General features: G+C 68.2%; 18 protein-coding genes and 1 pseudogene. 12 read left to right on the top strand and 7 right to left on the bottom strand.

Annotated features, from left to right (window positions below):
* Positions 1-47: 47 nt before the first annotated feature.
* From ABZ824_RS31770 to ABZ824_RS31740, 7 genes are all read left to right on the top strand, one after another.
* Entirely contained in the window at positions 48-953 is a 906-nt protein-coding gene (locus tag ABZ824_RS31770) for a LysR substrate-binding domain-containing protein (protein WP_356967595.1), read from the top strand.
* 287 nt (positions 954-1,240) lie between these two features.
* Positions 1,241-2,437, top strand: a complete 1,197-nt coding sequence (locus tag ABZ824_RS31765) for an acyl-CoA dehydrogenase family protein (RefSeq protein WP_356967593.1) — start codon at positions 1,241-1,243, stop codon at positions 2,435-2,437.
* The gene (locus ABZ824_RS31760; protein WP_356967591.1) at positions 2,434-3,774 is read left to right on the top strand and encodes an LLM class flavin-dependent oxidoreductase; all 1,341 of its coding nucleotides are present in this window, start codon (positions 2,434-2,436) and stop codon (positions 3,772-3,774) included. Before ABZ824_RS31765 ends, ABZ824_RS31760 begins: the two co-directional genes overlap by 4 nt.
* Positions 3,774-5,123 carry an NtaA/DmoA family FMN-dependent monooxygenase gene (locus ABZ824_RS31755; protein ID WP_356967589.1) on the top strand — a complete coding sequence of 450 codons (1,350 nt, stop codon included), beginning with the start codon at positions 3,774-3,776 and terminating at the stop codon, positions 5,121-5,123. The genes ABZ824_RS31760 and ABZ824_RS31755 overlap by 1 nt, the downstream gene beginning before the upstream one ends.
* Positions 5,120-6,160, top strand: coding sequence for an aldo/keto reductase (locus ABZ824_RS31750; protein ID WP_356967587.1), 1,041 nt, complete (start codon positions 5,120-5,122; stop codon positions 6,158-6,160). Before ABZ824_RS31755 ends, ABZ824_RS31750 begins: the two co-directional genes overlap by 4 nt.
* Positions 6,157-7,194: an aldo/keto reductase gene (locus tag ABZ824_RS31745; RefSeq protein ID WP_355074363.1), complete on the top strand. Its 1,038-nt coding sequence runs from the start codon at positions 6,157-6,159 to the stop codon at positions 7,192-7,194. The genes ABZ824_RS31750 and ABZ824_RS31745 overlap by 4 nt, the downstream gene beginning before the upstream one ends.
* Before the next feature lie 61 nt (positions 7,195-7,255).
* Positions 7,256-8,476 carry an acyl-CoA dehydrogenase family protein gene (locus ABZ824_RS31740; protein WP_356967585.1) on the top strand — a complete coding sequence of 407 codons (1,221 nt, stop codon included), beginning with the start codon at positions 7,256-7,258 and terminating at the stop codon, positions 8,474-8,476.
* 8 nt (positions 8,477-8,484) lie between these two features.
* Here ABZ824_RS31740 and ABZ824_RS31735 read toward each other — a convergent pair whose 3' ends face one another.
* The 4 genes from ABZ824_RS31735 to ABZ824_RS31720 all read right to left on the bottom strand — a co-directional run bounded on the left by ABZ824_RS31735 (position 8,485) and on the right by ABZ824_RS31720 (position 11,508).
* A complete protein-coding gene (locus tag ABZ824_RS31735; protein ID WP_356967583.1) occupies positions 8,485-8,631 on the bottom strand; it encodes a hypothetical protein in 147 nt (48 codons plus the stop codon).
* A gap of 76 nt (positions 8,632-8,707) precedes the next feature.
* Positions 8,708-9,265, bottom strand: coding sequence for a WHG domain-containing protein (locus ABZ824_RS31730; protein ID WP_356967581.1), 558 nt, complete (start codon positions 9,263-9,265; stop codon positions 8,708-8,710).
* A gap of 55 nt (positions 9,266-9,320) precedes the next feature.
* Positions 9,321-10,118 (bottom strand): alpha/beta hydrolase, encoded by a 798-nt coding sequence (locus tag ABZ824_RS31725; protein ID WP_356967579.1) that lies wholly within the window; start codon positions 10,116-10,118, stop codon positions 9,321-9,323.
* Positions 10,119-10,788: 670 nt separating this feature from the next.
* Positions 10,789-11,508: an aquaporin gene (locus ABZ824_RS31720; RefSeq protein ID WP_356967577.1), complete on the bottom strand. Its 720-nt coding sequence runs from the start codon at positions 11,506-11,508 to the stop codon at positions 10,789-10,791.
* 202 nt (positions 11,509-11,710) lie between these two features.
* Between ABZ824_RS31720 and ABZ824_RS31715 the strand changes: the two genes are divergently transcribed.
* The 4 genes and pseudogenes from ABZ824_RS31715 to ABZ824_RS31700 form a co-directional block, all read left to right on the top strand.
* Positions 11,711-12,367: a TetR/AcrR family transcriptional regulator gene (locus tag ABZ824_RS31715; protein ID WP_356967575.1), complete on the top strand. Its 657-nt coding sequence runs from the start codon at positions 11,711-11,713 to the stop codon at positions 12,365-12,367.
* The gene (locus tag ABZ824_RS31710; protein ID WP_356967573.1) at positions 12,364-12,837 is read left to right on the top strand and encodes a DNA starvation/stationary phase protection protein; all 474 of its coding nucleotides are present in this window, start codon (positions 12,364-12,366) and stop codon (positions 12,835-12,837) included. The genes ABZ824_RS31715 and ABZ824_RS31710 overlap by 4 nt, the downstream gene beginning before the upstream one ends.
* A 1,157-nt stretch (positions 12,838-13,994) precedes the next feature.
* On the top strand, positions 13,995-14,801 hold the full coding sequence (locus tag ABZ824_RS31705; protein ID WP_356967572.1) for an alpha/beta hydrolase: 807 nt from the start codon (positions 13,995-13,997) through the stop codon (positions 14,799-14,801).
* Between the two features lie 252 nt (positions 14,802-15,053).
* Positions 15,054-15,413: pseudogene (locus ABZ824_RS31700) on the top strand (MBL fold metallo-hydrolase); the annotation flags it as partial.
* A gap of 4 nt (positions 15,414-15,417) precedes the next feature.
* On the opposite strand, the gene ABZ824_RS31695 reads toward ABZ824_RS31700, so the two are convergent.
* Positions 15,418-16,203 (bottom strand): SDR family oxidoreductase, encoded by a 786-nt coding sequence (locus ABZ824_RS31695; protein WP_356967679.1) that lies wholly within the window; start codon positions 16,201-16,203, stop codon positions 15,418-15,420.
* Positions 16,204-16,415: 212 nt separating this feature from the next.
* A complete protein-coding gene (locus tag ABZ824_RS31690) occupies positions 16,416-17,327 on the bottom strand; it encodes an NAD(P)H-binding protein (RefSeq protein ID WP_356967570.1) in 912 nt (303 codons plus the stop codon).
* Between the two features lie 468 nt (positions 17,328-17,795).
* Here ABZ824_RS31690 and ABZ824_RS31685 point away from each other — a divergent pair, with 468 nt between their 5' ends.
* On the top strand, positions 17,796-18,398 hold the full coding sequence (locus tag ABZ824_RS31685) for a nuclear transport factor 2 family protein (protein ID WP_356967568.1): 603 nt from the start codon (positions 17,796-17,798) through the stop codon (positions 18,396-18,398).
* Here the strand turns inward: ABZ824_RS31685 and ABZ824_RS31680 are convergent.
* Positions 18,335-19,078 carry an NADPH-dependent FMN reductase gene (locus tag ABZ824_RS31680; RefSeq protein WP_356967566.1) on the bottom strand — a complete coding sequence of 248 codons (744 nt, stop codon included), beginning with the start codon at positions 19,076-19,078 and terminating at the stop codon, positions 18,335-18,337. The two genes, ABZ824_RS31685 and ABZ824_RS31680, sit on opposite strands and share 64 nt — an antisense overlap.
* Positions 19,079-19,087 lie beyond the last annotated feature (9 nt).

Here is a 19,087-nt window from a genome sequence, read left to right as displayed (position 1 = left end):
GAGGCCGATGATCATGATCCGGAACAGGCAGCGAAAGCGAGGCAGTCGTGTACGACATCCGGCGTCTTATCCTGTTGCGGGATCTGGCCGAACGCACGACCATGACCGCGGTATCGGAGCTGCACGGCATCACGACCTCGGCGGTGTCGCAGCAGTTGCGCATCCTCGAGGACGAAGTGGGCACCGTGCTGACCCGCAGGGAGGGCCGGGTGCTGCGCCTGACCCCGGCGGGCCGGGTGCTGGTCGACCACACCTCGCGGATCATCGCCGCGCTGGAGGAGGCCGAGAGCGCGGTGGCCGCCACCGCCGAGAAGGTCACCGGGGTACTGACCCTCGCGACGTTCCGCACCGCGCAGTCGCGGCTGGCGCTGCCCGCGGCGGCGCAGTTGCGCGCGGAGTACCCGAATCTGCGGGTGCGGGTGGTGGACCTGATGCCGGTGGACTCGGTGCCCGCGGTGCGGCTGCAGGAGGTGGATCTGGCCATCACCTACGCCTATTCCTTCCGCGCCCGCGACCTGCCGCTCGGCCTGAGCTCGGAATTCCTGTTCGGCGACCCGCTGGTGCTGCTGGCGCCGGACGGAGTGCGGGAGCGGGTCCGCCAGCACGGACTCGCGGCGGTCCGGGACGCGGACTGGATCGCCGCGCGCGACGGCGCACCGTCGATCGTCTCGGTGCTCTACGCCTGCCGCGAGGCCGGTTTCGCACCCCGCATAGAGCACCGCAGCGGCAGCTTCGCCGGAATGGCCGAGATGGTCGAGTACGGGCTGGGCGTCACGATCGTGCCGGAGATGTCGGTCGACGACGAGCACCGCCACCTGATCGCCTGCACGGTGGCCAACGGGACACGGCAGATCGGGGTCACCTACCGGCAGGCGTCGCTGGAACGTCCCGCGGTCGCGGCCGCCATCCGCGCCCTGCGCACCCTCGCCAGCCCGCAGCGATTGGCGTCGTGAACCGCGTCCGGACCGTCGAGAAAAACTAAACAATTCTCGTAGGACGACTGTCTTGTTCGCCGGTTTCGCGCTTCCGATACTGGGATCGCAGGCGGCACGAACGAAAGGAGTCCCCGTGGCAAAGTATGAAACACGTTGGGGCACAAAACGTTCAATGCCGTTCCGCTGTTGCCGGTGACGCCGGAATTCCGTCACCGTATTCCATTCCTGGCCCTTGCGGCCACGCCTTGCGAACGAGTTTGCCGAGAAATCATGAATTGTGTGCCACCGCGCGCCGCGAGCGCGTCATGACCGAAACATTGTCAACGACCGCCGATACCACGCCGACCGGCCTGGACGAGCACGCGCTGACCGGCGTGCTGGCCACGATCGCCGCGCGCGCCGAGGAACACGACCGGGCCGGGACCTTCCCGTTCGCGGCGTTCGAGGCGCTGCACGCCATCGGCGCGCCCGCCTTGACCGTCCCGGTCGCCTACGGCGGGCGCGGCGCGGGCATCGCCGAAGCGGTGGAACTCATCGAGCGGGTGGGCGCCGCCGACCCCTCCGTCGGCCTGATCCTGCAGTGGAACTTCACGAACCACCTCGGCATGCTCCACCCGGACAGCCCGTGGCCGGGTGAGTTGAAGGAGCTGGCGCTGCGGTCGGCCGCCGCCGACGGCGCGCTGATCAACGGTCTCGCGGTGGAGCGCGAACTCGGCAGCCTGGCGCGCGGCGGCGTGCCCGCGACCACCGCGACCCGGCTGCCGTCGGGCGACTGGCGCATCGACGGCGAGAAAGCCTACGCCACTGGCATTTCCGGTCTGACCTGGTTCACCGTGACGACCAGCACCGCGGAGCCGCAGCCGCGCATCGCGACCTTCCTGCTGGACCGGTCGGTGACCGGCTGGCGAGTGGAGCGCACGTGGAACCACCTCGGCCTGCGGGCCTCCGACACCCAGTCGGTGATCTTCGATGCTGCCGTTGTGCCGCACGCCCGGCTCGTCGACCTGCGCGATCCCTCCACCGGCACGGCGAAGGTGCGCCGCGCGGGCCGCCAGGCGCTGCCGCTGCTGCTGGCCGCCAACTACAACGGCGTCGCGGTCGCCGCCCGCGACTGGCTGGTGCGCTACCTGCACACCAGGGTGCCGACCGCGCTGGGCGCCTCCCTGGCCACCGTGCCGCGCTTCCACGACCGCGTCGGGGAGATCGAGGCGTGGATCCAGACCAGCCGGGCACTGCTGCGCCACGCGGTCGCCAGCCTGGCCTGCGAACCGGCGGGCGCGCTGCCCGCGCTGGCCAAACATGTCGCGACCACTACCGCCATCCGGGTCACCGAGTCCGCGCTCGACTTGACCGGGAACCCGGGGCTGGATCGCCGCAACCCCCTCGAACGCCACCACCGCGACGCCCTGGTGGGGCGAATCCATTTCCCGCAGAGCGATTTCGTGCTGGCCGACCTGGGTCGCACGGCGCTGGCGGCGGGCCGAGCAGTGGAGCGACCATGAGCCGACGGCAAGTGCACCTGAACGTCAATATCCTCAACGCCGGCGTCTTCGGCGGCTCCTGGCGTTTCCCGGGGACGGACCCGGTGGCGAGCTTCGGGCTCGACCATTACGTGCGGATCGCCCGGCGGGCCGAGGAGGCCCGGTTCGACGCCGTCTTCCTCGCCGACGGCCCTGCCATCCGGGAGGACATCCGGTACCGGCCGTTCAACAGCTTGGAGCCCTCGGTGATCCTGGCCGCGGTGGCCGCGGCCACCAGCCGCATCGGATTGATCGCCACGCTCTCGTCGAGCTACAACCACCCCTACGACGTGGCCCGACGCTTCGCTTCGCTCGACCTGCTCAGCGGGGGCCGCTCCGGCTGGAACGTGGTGACCACCGCGGGAGCGGACGCCGCCCGCAACTTCGGTTTCGACGAGGAACCCGAGCACGGGGCCCGCTACCAGCGCGCCGCGGAGTTCGTCGCCGTGGTGCGCGCGTTGTGGAACAGCTGGGAGCCCGGCGCTTTGGTCGGCGACAAGTCCGCGCACCGCTTCGCCGATCCGGACAAGATCCATCCCGTCGATCATCGCGGCACGCATTTCCGGGTGGCCGGTCCGCTCAACGTGCCGCGGTCCCCGCAGGGCGAACCCGTGGTGGTGCAGGCGGGCGCGTCCAGCGACGGCCGCGGGCTGGCCGCCAGGGTCGGCGAGGTGATCTTCACGGCGGCGCAGACCGAGCAGGAGGCCGGTGAGTACTACCGCGACGTGAAATCGCGCGCGGTGGCGCTGGGCCGCCGCGCGGAGGACGTGCTGATCCTGCCGGGTCTGTCGACGGTGCTCGGCTCGACCGAGCGGGAGGCCGCGCAGCGGCGGGAGCTGCTCGACGAACTGGTGCCGCCGGACTACGCGCTGAACCGGCTGGCCGCCCAGCTCGGCGTGGACCGCGAGGCGCTGCGGCTGGATGCGCCGCTGCCGTGGCACCTGCTGCCCGAGCCGGACCGGGCCGGCGGCTCGCAGACCTTCTACAAGATCGCGCTCGGGCTGGCTCGCCGGGACAAGCTCACCGTGCGCCAATTGCTGCGCGAGCTCGGCGGCGGCGCGGGCCACCGCATCGTCACCGGCACACCGGAACAGATCGCCGACGCGATCGTCGACTGGGTGGACAAAGGCATCGCCGACGGCTTCAACCTGATGCCCGACGTGCTGCCGGACGGATTCGACGATTTCGTCGACGGCGTGGTGCCCATTCTGCGGCGGCGCGGCGTGCTGCGCACCGAGTACGAGACCACCACACTGCGTGGGCATCTCGGGTTGCCCGTCCCCGGACACACCCGCCCCCGCGCGGAAGGAGCCGCCTGATGACCCGCACCCTGCACTTCTTCGTCAACGTCGGCAGCTCCGGTTACCACCCCGCGGCTTGGCGCGAGCCCGGCCTGCCCGCCGACGCGTTCATCCGGCTCGAGCACTATCAGCACGTGGCCGCCGTCGCCGAGCGCGGCGCGCTGGACGGACTGCTGTTCCCGGACATTCCCGTGCAGCAGCCGGGCATCGCCCGCGCCCCCGCCGCGACGCTCGACCCGATCCTGGTGACCTCGGCGCTGGCCGTGTCGACCGAACGGATCGGGCTGATCCCGACGGCGACCACATCGCTGAACCTGCCCTACAACCTCGCCAGGCGCATCCTCTCGCTCGACCACGCCAGCGGCGGACGGGCGGGCTGGAACGTCGTCACCACGTTCGAACCGAACGCCGCCCGCAATTTCGGCATCGAGTCCCTGCCCGAGCGCGACGAGCGTTACCGGCGGGCCGCGGAATTCGTGGAGTTGACCCAGAAGCTCTGGGACAGCTGGGAAGCCGACGCCGTCATCGGGGATCAGGCGGGTGGCCGCTTCGCCGACCCGGACAAGGTGCACGCGGTGGACCACCGCGGCGAGTTCTACGCCGTCGCCGGTCCGCTGAACGTCACCAGGTCGCCGCAAGGACGTCCGGTGCTGGTGCAGGCCGGCGCGTCGCCGCAGGGCAAGGCGTTCGCGGCCGCGCACGCCGAGGCGATCTACACGACCCAGTTGAGCGCGACCGCGGCCAGGGAATTCGTCACCGGGGTACGGAGCGCTGCCGCTGCCGCGGGCCGGGACCCGCGGGCCATCCGGATTCTCCCGGGACTGGTGCCGGTGCTCGGCGCGACCGAAGCGCAGGCACGCGAACGCTTCGACGCGCTGCAAGAGCGGTTGCCCGCGGACAGCGCGCCGGTGCGCGCACTGGCCCGCTGGCTCGGCTACCCCGACGAAGAGCTGGATCTGGACGCGCCGCTGCCCGCGCGGCTGACCGCGCTGCCCGATGGCCGCATCGGCCCGCAGGGCTTCTTCGAATCGCTGACCCGCTACGCCACCGAGACCGGTCACACGGTGCGCAGGTTGCTGACCGAGTTCCTCGGCGGGCACCGGGTGGTCGCGGGCACCCCCGTCGCGGTGGCCGACCACATCGAGCGGTGGTTCCGCGAGACCGGCGTCGACGGTTTCACCATCATCCCGGCCGTGCTGCCGAGCTATCTGGAGGAGTTCGTCGATCAGGTGATCCCGGAACTGCGCGCCCGCGGCCTGTTCCGGCAGGGCTACGAGCACACCACCTTGCGCGGTCATCTCGGCCTCGCCGAACCGGCGAATTCCTTCGGCCGTTCGCACTACGAGAAAGTGACCACCCCACGATGACACTCCGCTATCTCGGCCGCACCGGTGTGCTGGTCAGCCCGCTCACCCTGGGCGCCATGAATTTCGGCGCCTGGGCCAACCGCGACCACGACGACGCCGCGCGCATCATCCACCGCGCGCTCGACGCGGGCATCAACGTCGTCGACACCGCCGACGTCTACTCCCAGGGCGAGAACGAGGAGATCGTCGGCAAGGCCCTCGCGGGCCGCCGCGACGAAGTCGTGCTCGCCAGTAAATTCCACGGGCAGATCGGCGCCGACCCGAACTCGCGCGGCAACTCCCGCCGCTGGATCATCCGCGCCGTCGAGGACAGCCTGCGCCGGTTGAACACCGACCATCTCGACCTCTACCAGGTGCACCGCCCCGACCCGGACGTGCCGCTGGAGGAGACGCTGCGCGCCCTGCACGATTTGGTCGCCGCGGGCAAGATCCGCTACTACGGCACCACCACCTTCGAACCGCACCAACTGGTGGAGGCGCAGTGGGTGGCCGAGGACCGCAATCTGACCCGCCCGGTCAGCGAACAGCCGCCGTATTCGATCCTGGCGCGCGCGGCGGAGCGGGCCACGCTGCCGATCGCTCAGAAGTACGGGCTCGGGGTGCTCACCTGGAGCCCGCTGGCCGGTGGCTGGCTGTCGGGGCGATACCGGCCTGGGACGGACGCGCAGCCGTCGAGCAGGCTCACCAGGCAACCGCATCGGCACGATCCCGCGCTGGCGGCCAACCAGCGCAAGCGCGCGGCCGCCGAGGAACTGGCGAAGCTGGCCGACGACGCGGGACTCTCACTGGTGCACCTGGCGCTGGCGTTCGTCCTCCAGCATCCCGCGGTGAGCAGCGTCATCATCGGGCCGCGCACCCTCGAGCAGTTGGAGGGACAGCTCGGCGCGGTGGACGTCCGGCTCGACGCCGCGGTGCTCGACCGCATCGACGAGATCGTCGCACCCGGCCTGACCATCAGCCCCGCCGACGAAGGCTATCTGCCGCCTTCGCTCACCGACTCCGCCACCCGCCGCATCCTCCGAGGAGCCCACTCATGAGCCTGTCCGATCTGCGTGTCCTCGGCCGCACCGGGGTGCGGGTCAGCCCGTTGGCCCTCGGCGCCATGAACTTCGGCGCCCGCGGCCGCACCACGCACGAGGAGGCGATCGCGGTGATCCACCGCGCGCTGGACGCGGGCATCAACATCGTCGACACCGCCGACACCTACTCGCGCGGCGAATCGGAGACCATCGTCGGCAAAGCGCTGCGCGGCCGGCGCGACGAGGTGATCCTGGCCAGTAAGTTCCACAACGCAGTCGACGACGACCTCACCCACCGCGGCAACTCGCGGCGCTGGATCGCCCGCGCCGTCGAGGACTCGCTGCGCAGACTCGGCACCGATCATCTCGACCTCTATCAGGTGCACCGGCCCGAATCGGTCACCGCGATCGAGGAAACCGTCGCAGCGCTGGATGATCTGGTCCGCGCCGGCAAGATCCGCTACTACGGCACCTCCGTGTTCTCGCCCGGCGAGTTGATCGAGACCCAGTGGGCGGCCGATCGGCGCAAGCTGAATCGGCCTGCCACCGAGCAGGTTCCGTATTCGCTGCTGGTGCGCGGCATCGAACGCGAGACGCTGCCGATCGCGCGTCGGTACCGGCTCGGCGTGCTCACCTACGGTCCGCTGGCGGCGGGCTGGCTGTCCGGCAAGTACCGCGCGGGCGCGGCGCAACCCGAGTCCTACCGCGCCGACCTGATCCCGGGTCGTTTCGACATCGCCGCCCCGGCCAACGCCGCCAAGCTCGCCGCGGCCGAAGCGCTGGCGGTGCTGGCCGAGGAATCCGGGCTCACCCTGGTGCAACTCGCGGTGGGCTTCGTCCTGTCGCACCCGGATGTCAGCGCCGCGATCATCGGCCCGCGCACCGCCGAGCACCTCGACGCCTACCTCGGCGCGGCCGCGGTGACGCTGAGCGCGGACGTGCTCGATCGCATCGATGAGATCGTCGCTCCCGGAATCGTTTTCAGCGATCGCGACACCGGAGCGATCCCGCCCGCGCTGGCCGACCCGGCGTTGCGGCGCAGCGTCGCCTGAGCGCCCCGCGCCGAATCCGTCCTTCGCCGGTGGCGCACCGGCCCCTACTCCAGGAGTTCCGATGACCAGCATCGATACCGCCGCGGCCACCATCGCGCGCCCCGGTTCCCCCGAGATCGCTGCCTTCGTCGCCGAGGTGGCCGCGGACGCGGCGCGCCGACGCGCCGAGGGCGGCGACGAGCCACCGCACGCGGCGATCGCGGCGGCCAAACGGCTGCGTCTCGGCGCGGTCCGGGTACCCGCCGATCTGGGTGGCGGGGGCTGGCGGATCTCGGAGTTGTTCGATCTGCTGATCGACCTGGCCGAGGCGGACCCCGACGTCCCGCACATCCTGCGCATCCACTTCGGCTTCGTGGAGGAATTGTTCCGGTTGCCCCGCACCGGCAAGAAGGCGGCCTGGATCCCGGAAGTGCTGGCGGGCAAGCTCTTCGGCGGAGCGCTCACCGAATTGAGCAATCGTTCCGCGGGCAGCTGGACCTACGACAGCACGTTGACGCCCGCACCCGGCGGGGGCTACCTGCTCAACGGGCGCAAGTTCTACAGCACGGGCGCGCTGTATTCCGACTACGTGCGCATCAGCGCCGAGGTGCCCGGACAAGGCCTGCTCACCGCCGTGGTCCCCGCCGACCGGGCGGGCGTCGCCCATCTCGACGACTGGGACGGCATCGGCCAGCGGCACACCGGCAGCGGCACCACCGTGCTCACCGACGTGGCGGTGGCCGAGTCGGAGACGCTGCCGTGGCGCGGTTCGGATTCCGGCGTGCCGCCGCGTCAGGCGTTCCCGCAGTTGTACCTGCACGCCATAGCCGCGGGCATCCTGCGGTCCGCGGCCGCCGATGCCGCCGAGCTGGTGCGCACCCGCAGGCGGAACTTCGTGTTCGCCAATGCCGAAGAGCCCCGGCACGATCCGCAACTGCTCGAGATCATCGGCACGATCTCCGCCACGGCCTTCGCCGCCGAATCGCTGGTGCGCGCCGCCGCGCTGGCGCAGGATCGCGCCTTCGACGCCGCCCGCGCCACCGGGATCGACGCGGACCTCGAACACGACGCGGCGGTGCTGGCCGCCAAAGCCAAGGTCGCCATCGAGGAGCCCGCACTGCGGGCGGCGGGGCGCATCTTCGATGCCGGCGGCGCCTCGGCCACCCGCGCCTCCGCACAGTACGACCGGCACTGGCGCAACCTGCGCACCCTGTTCTCCCACAACCCCGCGGTGTACAAGGCCCGCGCGCTGGGCGACCTCCTGGTCAACGACACCCCGCTGCCCGAAGCGGGTCACTTCTGAGGCCGGAGTCATCGCTCGGAAACATCAATACGGCATGCAACGCCGAAGCTGCGCGCGACGGCTGGGTGCACACGGGTGACATCGGCAGGCTCGACGAGCACGGCTTCCGCTGCGTCGTCGACCGTAATCGAACTGATCGTCAGCGGTGGCTTCACTGTGTTCCCCCGTCAGGTGGAGGACGTGCCCGGCGACAGCGACGCGAGCAGCCTCGCGCGGTCCGCGGTTTCGGGTTCACCGTGACGGCAGCGCGCTGAGCACCATGCGGGTCAGGGTGGCGAAGGATGTCTCGATGTCGTCGGCGAGCTGGAAGCCTCCTTGGGACTCCAGGGTGGCGAAGCCGTGTCCGGCGGCGCGGATGCAGCGGGTGAGGTGCACTGCGTCTGCGCCGGTGACGCCGCAACCGGTCAGGACAGCGAAGATGGTGTCCATCAGGCGGTGGCTGGCGGTGTCCCAGCCTGGTGTCGCGCGCGGGTTCTGGGGCAGCATCGCGTACCGGTGGGGGTGTTCCACGGCGTAGTTGCGGTAGGCGCGCAACAGAGCGCCCACCGCTTCGGGGCCGCCGAGCCCGACCACCGATCGGGTCACCCGTTCGGTGAGTTCGTCGAGGACGCGCACGCCGACGAGGTCCACCAGTTCGTCCAGGTTCTTGACGTGCTTGTACAGCGACGGGGTCGCCACGTCGGCGCGGGTGGCCACCGCGGCGAGGGTCAGGGCGCGGGGCCCGCCCTCGTCGACGACGGCGACGGCGACGTCCACCACCGCGGTGGGGGAGAGTCCTGCGCGTGGCATCACGGCTCCTTCGCGGCGGAGGTCGAGGCGACGGGGAGGTGTCCCACGTGGGGCATCACAGCTCCTTCAGGAACGTCGCGAGAGTGTGCGCGACGAATTCCGGGTTGTCGGCGTGCGGGTAGTGCCCCGATCCGTCCACCATCGCGACCCGGGACGGTCCGGAGACCTCGTTCGCGATCCGCTGCGCCTCGGCGGCTGGGTCGGCGAGGTCGCCGTCCTTGGTTCCCATGACGATCAAGGTCGGGGCGGTGATGTCCGACAGGTCCAGGGCCGGGTCGTCGGGCAGCGAATCGGTGAGGGCGCTCAAGGCTGCGAGGTGTCCCTTGCGGCGCAGCATCGCCTTGTTCGCGGCCAGATATTCGGCGAAGTCGGCGGGCTTGGTGCCCGGGTACAGCGTCTTCAGGAACATCGTCCACAGCGAAGCATTGCCGGTGACGAGTCTGGCGGCCAGCCCCATGACGAAGCCGGGCTTCTCGTGCCGCACCGCGGCACCCACGAGCACCAGCCCGCGCACCAACTCGGGTTCGCGGACGACGACCTGCCCGGCGGACTTCGCTGCGAACGAGTGGCCGACGATCACGGCCGGCCCGCCGAGATGACCGATCACGGCGGCGATGTCGTGTCCGACTGCGGTGGGATCGTAATGCGGCCAGTCGGCGCTGGAGTCGCCGTGACCCCGGATATCCATGACAGCCACCCGGTTTCCGGCTTCGGCCAGCGTCGGGGCCAGGAACCGGAAATCGGCGCGGTTGACGCCGACGCCGGGGACACACACCACCAGAGGCCCATCGGAGGGGCCGATGAGCTCGTAGGCGATGGTGCCGTCGGAAAGCGAGAGGTACTGAGTGGTCATGCCGATCTCCTTAGCTATTGTTGATAGCTAATAAGTTAATAGCATTAGCTTTCGGCGTCCAGGGAAATGGTGCGCATCACATTCCGTGGTGACTTCCCGACCAGGCCAGCCGAGGCAAGCTTGTCGGTCTCAAATCCTTGGTATCGAGACAATCGACTACTGCGCCACGCAGTGCACCGCCTCGTCCCGGCGACCGCCGCGACACCAACCACGACAGCACATTCCGTCGGCAGATCACCGACACAAGTGGCGCGACTTTTCCTGGTCATCCGCAATCCCGATGCCGGGATCCGCGTCGGCACGCACGAGCCGCTTGTCATGGCCGTCGTCAGTGTCGTCTCGTAATGACGACGGGTTTGACGTCGGTGGGTATAACCGCGATCGCGGATTCGGAGATACCGAGCACGGTGGCGAGTACCGAGCGTGGGACTGAGTTGCGGGCGGCGAGGATGCCGATGTCGTCGTTGGTTTCCGCGACGCTCGTGTCGAAGACGATGAGGACTTCGAGAGAAGCGTCGGTACGGGCGTTTCGGATTCCGGGTCGCTCGACATACTCCTACGTTCGCGATGGCGTACACGATGAGCAGCTATGGCGCAGCATATGGCTTGAAGTCACGGAACGACCGAAGGGCACCCCGGAACTCGGTGATCCGCGCCACGGTCGCACGGCTCATTCGGCAGCCGGGTTGAGCAACCGGAAAGCCACCCCGGCTATCGCACCGCCGAGCAGTTCGGCGAGAACATAGGGCAGTGCGACCGGAGCGAACAAGCCCACGACCGTCCCACCCAGGACGATGGCTGGGTTGAATGCGGCGCCCGACACCCCGCCGACGGCGATGCCGCCCACTGCGGCGATCGCGCCGATCGCGAGTCCGTAGAACGAGTTGGCGGGAGTGCCCGCGGTGGTGCTGACGCTGAGTACGACATACGCGAGAGCGAAGGTGAACAGCCACTCCACCGCGACGGCGTCGTCGAGCGGATAGCCAGACGGGTTCGGCGCGCGCAGCGGGGGGCTGTCGATGACAACCCGCACCATGAGGGCCGCGACCAAGGCTGCCATCACTTGGGTGAGCCAGTATCCGCACGCCGCACCCGTCCGGATGCGACCGCGGATGAGGGCCGCAAGAGTTACCGCGGGGTTGTAATGGGCACCGGAAACGGGGGCCCCGGCGTACACCATCGCCATCAACACCGCGCCGGTCGCCAGAGGCGTCAGTGTTGTTCCGCTGTGCGCGGTGGCACCGGCGGTGAAGACGATAAACCCTGTTCCGATCGCTTCGGCGGTGAGCTTGCGCAGCATGTCCGTATATCCCGGATCCGCGAACTCGACCGGCCGCTCGGCCTCCGGTCGTGCACTGACCATCCCCACCACCTCCAATAGTGAACTCATCGTTTCTTATATACGCCAGACTAATGGCGTGGGCTGGTTCGTGGACGACGAGCTACTTATGGATTATGTCTCAAAGTCGGTGCAGGCAAAGGGTGTATGACAAGCTCTGATAACGATGTGGTCCGAGTCGAGAAGAGCCGAGTTCCCATTACAAAACTAGGCGTATAGTTTTGTTGTCGGTGGACGTATTCGAGGAGATGCCATGACCGAGACCACCCTTCCCCGGCGCGGGCGGCCCCGCAGCGAACAGGCTCGTGAAGCCATCCTGCGGGCGGCGATGGGCCTGCTGCTGGACCGCGGACTGGCCGCGACCAGCATGGACACCATCGCGGCCGCGGCGGGGGTCAGCAAGGCGACGATTTATCGATGGTGGCCGACCAAGGAAACCCTTGCCATGGATGCGCTCTACCAGCAGTGGGACACCGTCCCGGCTCCATCGGACACCGGATCGCTGCGGGAGGATCTGCGAACCCTGCTGTGTCCTTGGGCGGAGATGGCCGCACACCGCCCCTACGGCCGGATCATCGCCGGTCTGCTGGTCGAGGTCCTCACCAGCCCCGGATTCGGGCTCGAATACCGCGCACGCTTCGTCGAACAGCGACGTGAGCAAGGGCGACAGATATTGCAACGCGCCATCGGCCGTGGTGAGATACCCGCCGAAATCCGTGTCGAGGTCGTCTTGGACATGCTCTACGGCCCGATCTATCACCGCATGCTGCACGGTCACGCGCCGCTGGACGACGACTTCGCCGATCAGATCATCGACACCGTCCTCGACGGAATCCGACACCAGCCATCCGCAGCGCCGACAACGCGTGAACCTGCGCAGAACCCCCGAACCCGCAAGGACTCGACATGACCGCTCTCGACCCGATGCCCGGCTTCCAAGCCTCCGCCAAACTCGCCGCCTACCTCCAGCGGGCGCTGGTGAACTTCATCGCCCTGTACTTGAACGCGAAGCAGGTGCGCTGGAACATGATGGGTCGCAACGTTTACGACCTGCACCGCTACCTCGACGAGATCATCGCCGATGCGGGTGCGGCGACCGACATCATCGCCGAACGTATGCGTGCGCTCGAAGCCGTTCCGGACGGCCGGCCGGCCGCCGTATCCGTCGCAGACCAGCCGGTACCGGCGCGAGGAGAACTGAGTACCACCCGGGCCGTCCGAGCGCTCCTGGTGCAGTTGCGCCATGTCGCGGCGCTGCTGCGCGGAGTGCACGACGACATCGACGCCGAGGATCCCTCGACGGCCTATCTGCTACAAGACATCATTTGCCGCGTCGAGAAACACGCGTGGACGCTACGCGCGCAGATGCTTCCGGCATAGACCACGCCGTAGTCGGGCTCCCCGATCAGACCGGATGCCCACATTCACGGTACGGACAGCTGCCATCGGTGCGGTCTCGCGTTCGGACCGCACTCTCGGGCGCCGGGTGTTCCGCACGACAGACGTTCGGCCGCAGCACTTCCGTTGGTTCGTGTGAAACGCCTACGCGAACGACTGAGCCGGTCGGACCCCCGCGAGATACTGCGGGAGGAAAGCCGTTGGTTCCACGGCACCGAACCCACCTGGACGCGCGTCGAAGCGCGGTGTCGCCTCCGTCGGCCGAATCCGGGTCACCCGCATGTGGACCGACGCACGCCAGCAACGCCATCTCGACCTCGAGCCGGTCGTCTATCGGTCGACCCCGCCGCTCGATCGCTCGCGGTGGCTCGTACTTCACGGAATTGAAGTGGCTCGGACCATGTCACCACCCAGCAGCGCGGCACCGCTTTACCACCGCAGCGAGGCCCGGTTGACGATCGTCACCCGGATCACCGGGGGACAACCAGGCCAGGCGGCACTCGCTGCGCGGCGGGCTATACACGTGCCAATGGGCAGCAGGTCGATCACGATTGAGCTCACCCATCCAACCGGCGAATATTGACACGGTTACGCTGCAGGTTGAAGCTGAAGACCGGTGTGAGCAGTAGTCTCGTACAGCGGGGAGGGCCGCTGTGCACCACGACGGACCATCGGCAGCGTAGAGGCGATGGTTACGTGTCGGGATATCTTTCCCCGCTCGGTTCATGCGATGCGAAGCCTTGAACGCAGGTTCGGCTCCCCACCGATCGTTCTGATCCACGGGCTTCGGATGACGCCCGCAACTGCAACCGCTGGGCGGAGCGCTACGCTCTCGCATCGGCCACGAGCCCCGCGGGCACGTGGGCAGGGCCGACCAGCGACCTACCTACAAGGTGGTCGTCGCGGATGTCCCGAGTTCCGTGGAACTGAGCGGCGGCTCCGGTCGGCGCCGGGCTTCGTTCAGGTGATGACGAGTTGCTGCCCAGCGCGGGCACGAGCCTCGCAGACGCGATTGTCGGAGTGGCTGACCCGCCGGGTGACCCAGTCGTGCGGGCGGCAGCGTGCCGCCCGCACCGAACACAGGCCGCTGCCGGGCCGGATACGGCCTGACCACGTCCTGCACAGCGAAGGAGCACGCCATGAGCTTTGTTCGATTCGCCCGAACCGCACTCGTCACGATCGCCCTCGTCGCCGCCTCGGCCGCGGCGCTGGCCGGTCCGGCCGCTGCCCGAGGATTGCCCACAGTCGTTTTGGTGCACGGCGCCTTCGCCGACACCACCAGTTGGGACCCGGTCGCCGCCGAGCTGCGCGGCCGCGGCTACACCGTCGCCGTCCCCGACAACCCCCTGCGCGGACCCGGCTACGACGCGGCCACCGTCGAGAAGACCCTCGCCGGGATCTCCGGGCCCGTGGTGCTCGTGGGCCACTCCTACGGCGGCGCGGTCATCAGCAACATCCACAACCCGAACGTGCAGGCCCTTGTCTATGTCGCCGCGTTCGCGCCGGCAGAGGGGGAGCCCGTCCAGCTGGGACTGGATCCGATCCGATTCCCCGGTAGTCAGCTGCTCCCGCCCGTCTTGCAGGTCAAGCTCGTCGACGACGCGCACGCGATCGGCGGCAGGAACCTCGACGGCTACATTGCCTCGGACGCGTTCCACCGGGTGTTCGCGCCGGATGTCAGCGATGCGACGGCCGCGACCATGCTGGCTCACCAGCACTCGATCGCGCTGTGGGCCAACCTAGAGCCGTCCGGGCCGACGTCCTGGTCGAACACTCCGAGTTGGTCGCTGATCCCCACCGGCGACAACATCATCCCGCCCGCTTCGCAGCGCTTCATGGCCGGCCGCATCGGGGCGCACACCACCGAGATCGCCGCCTCGCACGCCGTGCTCGTATCCCAGCCCGTCGCCGTCGCCGACGTCATCGTCACCGCCGCGGGCAGCTGACCGGGGCAGGTCGAACCCCTATACCTGCCCGCGGTCGTCAGCGGTGCGCGCAAGGGCCTCGGCCTCGCGCGATCACCGAAGCGCTCGTCGCCGAGCGCCCGCACGTGGTGGCAGGAAGCACACGCACCCACCGAAATCTTCACCTCCGGCCGCCGGTGAGAGCCTGACGCTCGGAGGGGCACGGGCATGGGGGCCGACGGGCCGGAGCCCCACCCCGCGGCGTCTTCGAGTCGAGCAGGACCGACAACCGAACCGGACGTGCTCGACTGGCCGCTGAACGTTGTCGTGGTTCGCAGCGGCGACCGGACCGTGCTCATCGATGCCGGGCTGGGGCAGCAGTTCCCCGACTTCCGGCAAACTCGGCGGTTGGCCACGCGATTGAAGGCCGCAGGCATCGACACCGCATCCGTGACCGACGTGGTGCTCACCCATCTGCACATGGACCACATCGGTGGGCTGCTCGGCGACGGGCTGGGGCGCGGACTGCGCCCGGACCTGCGGTTCCACGTGGCCACCGCCGAGGCCGAGTTCTGGGAGTCGCCCGATTTCTCCCACACCGCCATGCCGGCGGGAGTGCCGGACGTGCTTGGGTCGGCCGCCACGCGATTGGTCGGCCTCAAATCGTGGTCACGAAGCCGCCGTCGATCCTCAGATCGGATCCGGTGATGTTCGCGGACCGGTCGCTGGCCAGGAATACGACCAGGTCGGCAACCTCGTCCGGAGTGGTGAACCGGCCCATGGCGGCAGCACCGGCTGTCGCGGACCGCACCTGTTCCGGGCTCTGACCGCTGGCGTCGGCGATCGTGTCGGCCACCCCACCTTCGTCCAGCCACAGCCCTGTCGTCACGGGCCCGGGGCTGATGGAGTTGACGCGAATATTCCTCGGCCCCAATTCCTTCGACAATGCCTTGCCGAAATTGGTGACGGCGGCCTTGGTGGCGCAGTAGTCGTAGATGCCGGGGTCCGGATAGTACGCGTTGACCGATCCGACAATGACGATCGATCCACCGCCACGGCGATACATCTGTGGCAGCGCGGCGCGGGTCGGCCGCACAGTCCCCATCACATTGAGATCCCAGGATGCCTGCCACTGGTCGTCGGTAACGCGCGCGATACCGCCCGGTTGGACAGTGACCGCCCCGACGTTGTTGACCAATATATCGATGCCACCGTGATCCGCCGCAGCCGCGATCAGGTCATCCGCGCCGCCGGGCAGCGACAAATCGGCGGATACAAAGGTCACTTTCCCGGCATCCACCAGCGCCCCGAGACCGGCTCCTCGGCTGCGTGATCCGGCCACGACGTGGGCCCCGGCGTCCACCAGCGCCTGGCTGATCGCAAGCCCGATACCTCTGCTGGCGCCGGTCACCACGGCGATCTTGCCCGACAGATGTAGATCCATACGTTCTCCCATCGCCAGCTCGGTTTGTGACTCCGAAGACGCTACGCCCGGCTCAGCTCTCTGCTTCGTCGAAGGCATACGGACTCTCCGAAACGGTTTACATCCGCGGTCTTCCGTCGCGTCTGCGCAATCATCACCGAGCCCCCATGAATCCTGGGCCGTGCACGTGGTCGCCGTCCCGAGCCTCCGCACGACCCCGCATCTGACGAGCACTACGAGAACAGCTCCCTGTGTTCGGCGATGTACCGCCCAACCGTGGATGGCGGCTGTCCTGTGATCTTCTCGACGTCGTCGGTGGCTCGGTCGTAGCGCCCAGCGCGGTGCAGCAGTGCCATGGTCGCCAGGTGCTGCTCGACGTGCGCCGGCAGACCTCGGGGCTCGAGGACCTTCTCGACCCAGGTTTCCTGGGGAATGTCGGTGCCGCGGATCGGCCGGTGCAGTCCCAGGGTGTACTCGGCGGCCAGGCCATCGACGTCCAAACTCTGCGGACCGGTCAATTCGTAGACGTCGCCGATACGGTGAGCGGGATCTGCAAGTACTGCCGCAACCGTGCGCGCCACGTCGCTGGTCGCTACCGGTGACGTTCGACCCGTTCCGAAGGGAAGGGCCAGTACGTTTCGCTCGCGCAGCGACGGTGCCGCGAATCCGGTGAAGATCGGATTGTCCAGAAACACCGTCGGCCTGATGTGCACGGCCGGAACACCCGACCAGTTCACGACGTGCTCGGCGAGATAATGCAACCGATGTTGGCGAGACTCGCCCACACTGGTCAGCGTCATTTGAGAGACGGTCATCTGGGACATGTTCACGACCACCTCGAGGTGGCCGTATGCCAATGCGGCGTCGCAGACGACCACCGTCGCCTGCAGGTAGTCCGGCGAAACCCCCATCGAAAAGAACATGCGATCAGCACCGGTCATTGCCTCGAGCACAGCTCGTGGCTCGGTCAAATCGCCGACGACGACTTCAGCGCCCAGTGCTCGCAGCGGCTCGGCTCGGGCGTCGTCGTGGTGCACCAACGCGCGAACGCGGTCCCCCCGTTCCCGCAATCGCGCGATTACCTGCCGGCTCACGCCACCGGTGCCACCACCCGCCCCGGTGATCAAGTACAAGGGCGCACTCATGCTCGCTCCTCACGGTGTGTTTTCCCAATGCTCGGCCAGCGGAGTGCCTGCCCGCCCGTCGACGAAGGATCCACGTACCCGCATGACGCGAGCCCGCAGCGGCGGCAGGGTTGACGGCGCTGGCTGCAGGCCAGGGGCGACCGCCCGCGCCGAGACTCGAGCCGTCACACTCCGTCCCCTCGGGCAATGACGCCGCGCTTCGCGGAAATTGTTGCAAAATACCAATGTTCAGCCGGTCTCGGTTCTATTGCGCCGACACTCCCGACCGCCGACGATCACGCGCTCAGCGGCATTACCCTATTCGTGGGGAGTGTCGAACATTCCGACACTCCCCGCTCCTTCGGAACTCTTGGCATGAGGCAAACGGGTTGATGTCCTGCGTAGTGCGTTCCCGTGGCGAACCGGGGTGTACACGTCGCGTGCATAGTGAATCCCTCGCCGAACACTACGCGATCTGCGACTATTAGGATGGGTGTTCGATCCACCCGCGAATCACCGGCATCCGCACCTAGAACTGCGAGGACCTTGCAGAGGCTATTTCGACCGCCACATACTGCGTTCGTTGCGGTGGAATGCACGCACTGTGTGCCTGTGGATGAGTTCATGTTCGGTCGGCGGCCAGTTCGAAACGATGGCGTCACCGTGACCCGATGTCGATTCGGAGGAGCACATGGTGCAGCATCCTCGAACGTTGTTCAGCGACGCAATCTTCTCGACGTCTTCAACGAACCAAACCCGGCTCGCCGGGCCGCAGCCATCGCCGAGACCTATGCCGAGGACGTGGTCTGGCACGAACCGGACCGAATTCCGCGCGGACGCAAGGACCTCGAACGCCGGGCCGAGGAGTTGCGTGCCGAAAACCCGGACTGGACCTTCCGGCCCTTCGGTCCGGTGTCGGAACTCGACGACATCGGCCACCTCGGCTTCCAGTACGGCCCCGTCGACCGACCTCCGGTGATCAGCGACATGGATATCGCTAGTACCGAGGACGGCGTCATCATCGAGCTCTACACCATCGTCACCGAGACTACGGCGGCGACGGTGCTGACGGCCGACCTGTACCGCAGCTGACCGTTTTCAAGCGCCGGTCCGACGGCACCATCCGGCTGTACTGGGCAAGCGAACTCATGGCCACTACGCCTCCGTTCCGGCGATGGCGAGTCCGGGCAGATCGGGTCAGCCGAGTTGGGGGACCACGCTGTGCACGCGGGTGATGAAAGTGGCAAAATCCGCCATGAACCGGGTGAGAAATCGCTTCGTCGAGTCGTCGAGGACATCGCCATCAGGGGTGAAGACGTCCGGGTGGAACTGGATGTAGGCCTCCGGGGAATTTTCATCTGCGGGGGATTGCAATAGCCGAGCACGCTGCGCAGACTGAGTTGAGCGAGCGCGGTGCCGAGCTTGCCCGGCGAGGCGCCGATGACGGCGGACGGCTTGAGCGCGAACGAGTTGTCGCCCCACGGGCGGCTGGCCCAGTCGATGGCGTTCTTCAGCGCTCCCGGGATCGAGCGGTTGTATTCCGGCGTCACCAACAGCACAGCGTCGACAGCGGCGATGGCCGCCTTGAGTGCGCGGCCCTCCGGCGGGTAGTCGACGTCGTAGTCGTGGTTGTACAGCGGCAGATCCTTGATCGGAATCTCGGTGAACGACAACGGGGTTGACGCCAGCCGGATCAGAGCCTTGGACAGGATCCGGTTGGCGGATTCCCTGGAAAGACTGCCGATGATGTAGCCGACCGTGTAGGTACTCACGCGTTGCCT

This window comes from Nocardia sp. NPDC047038, from assembly GCF_040644075.1.
Taxonomy (GTDB): domain Bacteria; phylum Actinomycetota; class Actinomycetes; order Mycobacteriales; family Mycobacteriaceae; genus Nocardia; species Nocardia sichangensis.
The sequence above is the reverse complement of the archived record's forward strand: the minus strand, read 5'-3'. Positions and strand labels throughout refer to the sequence as shown.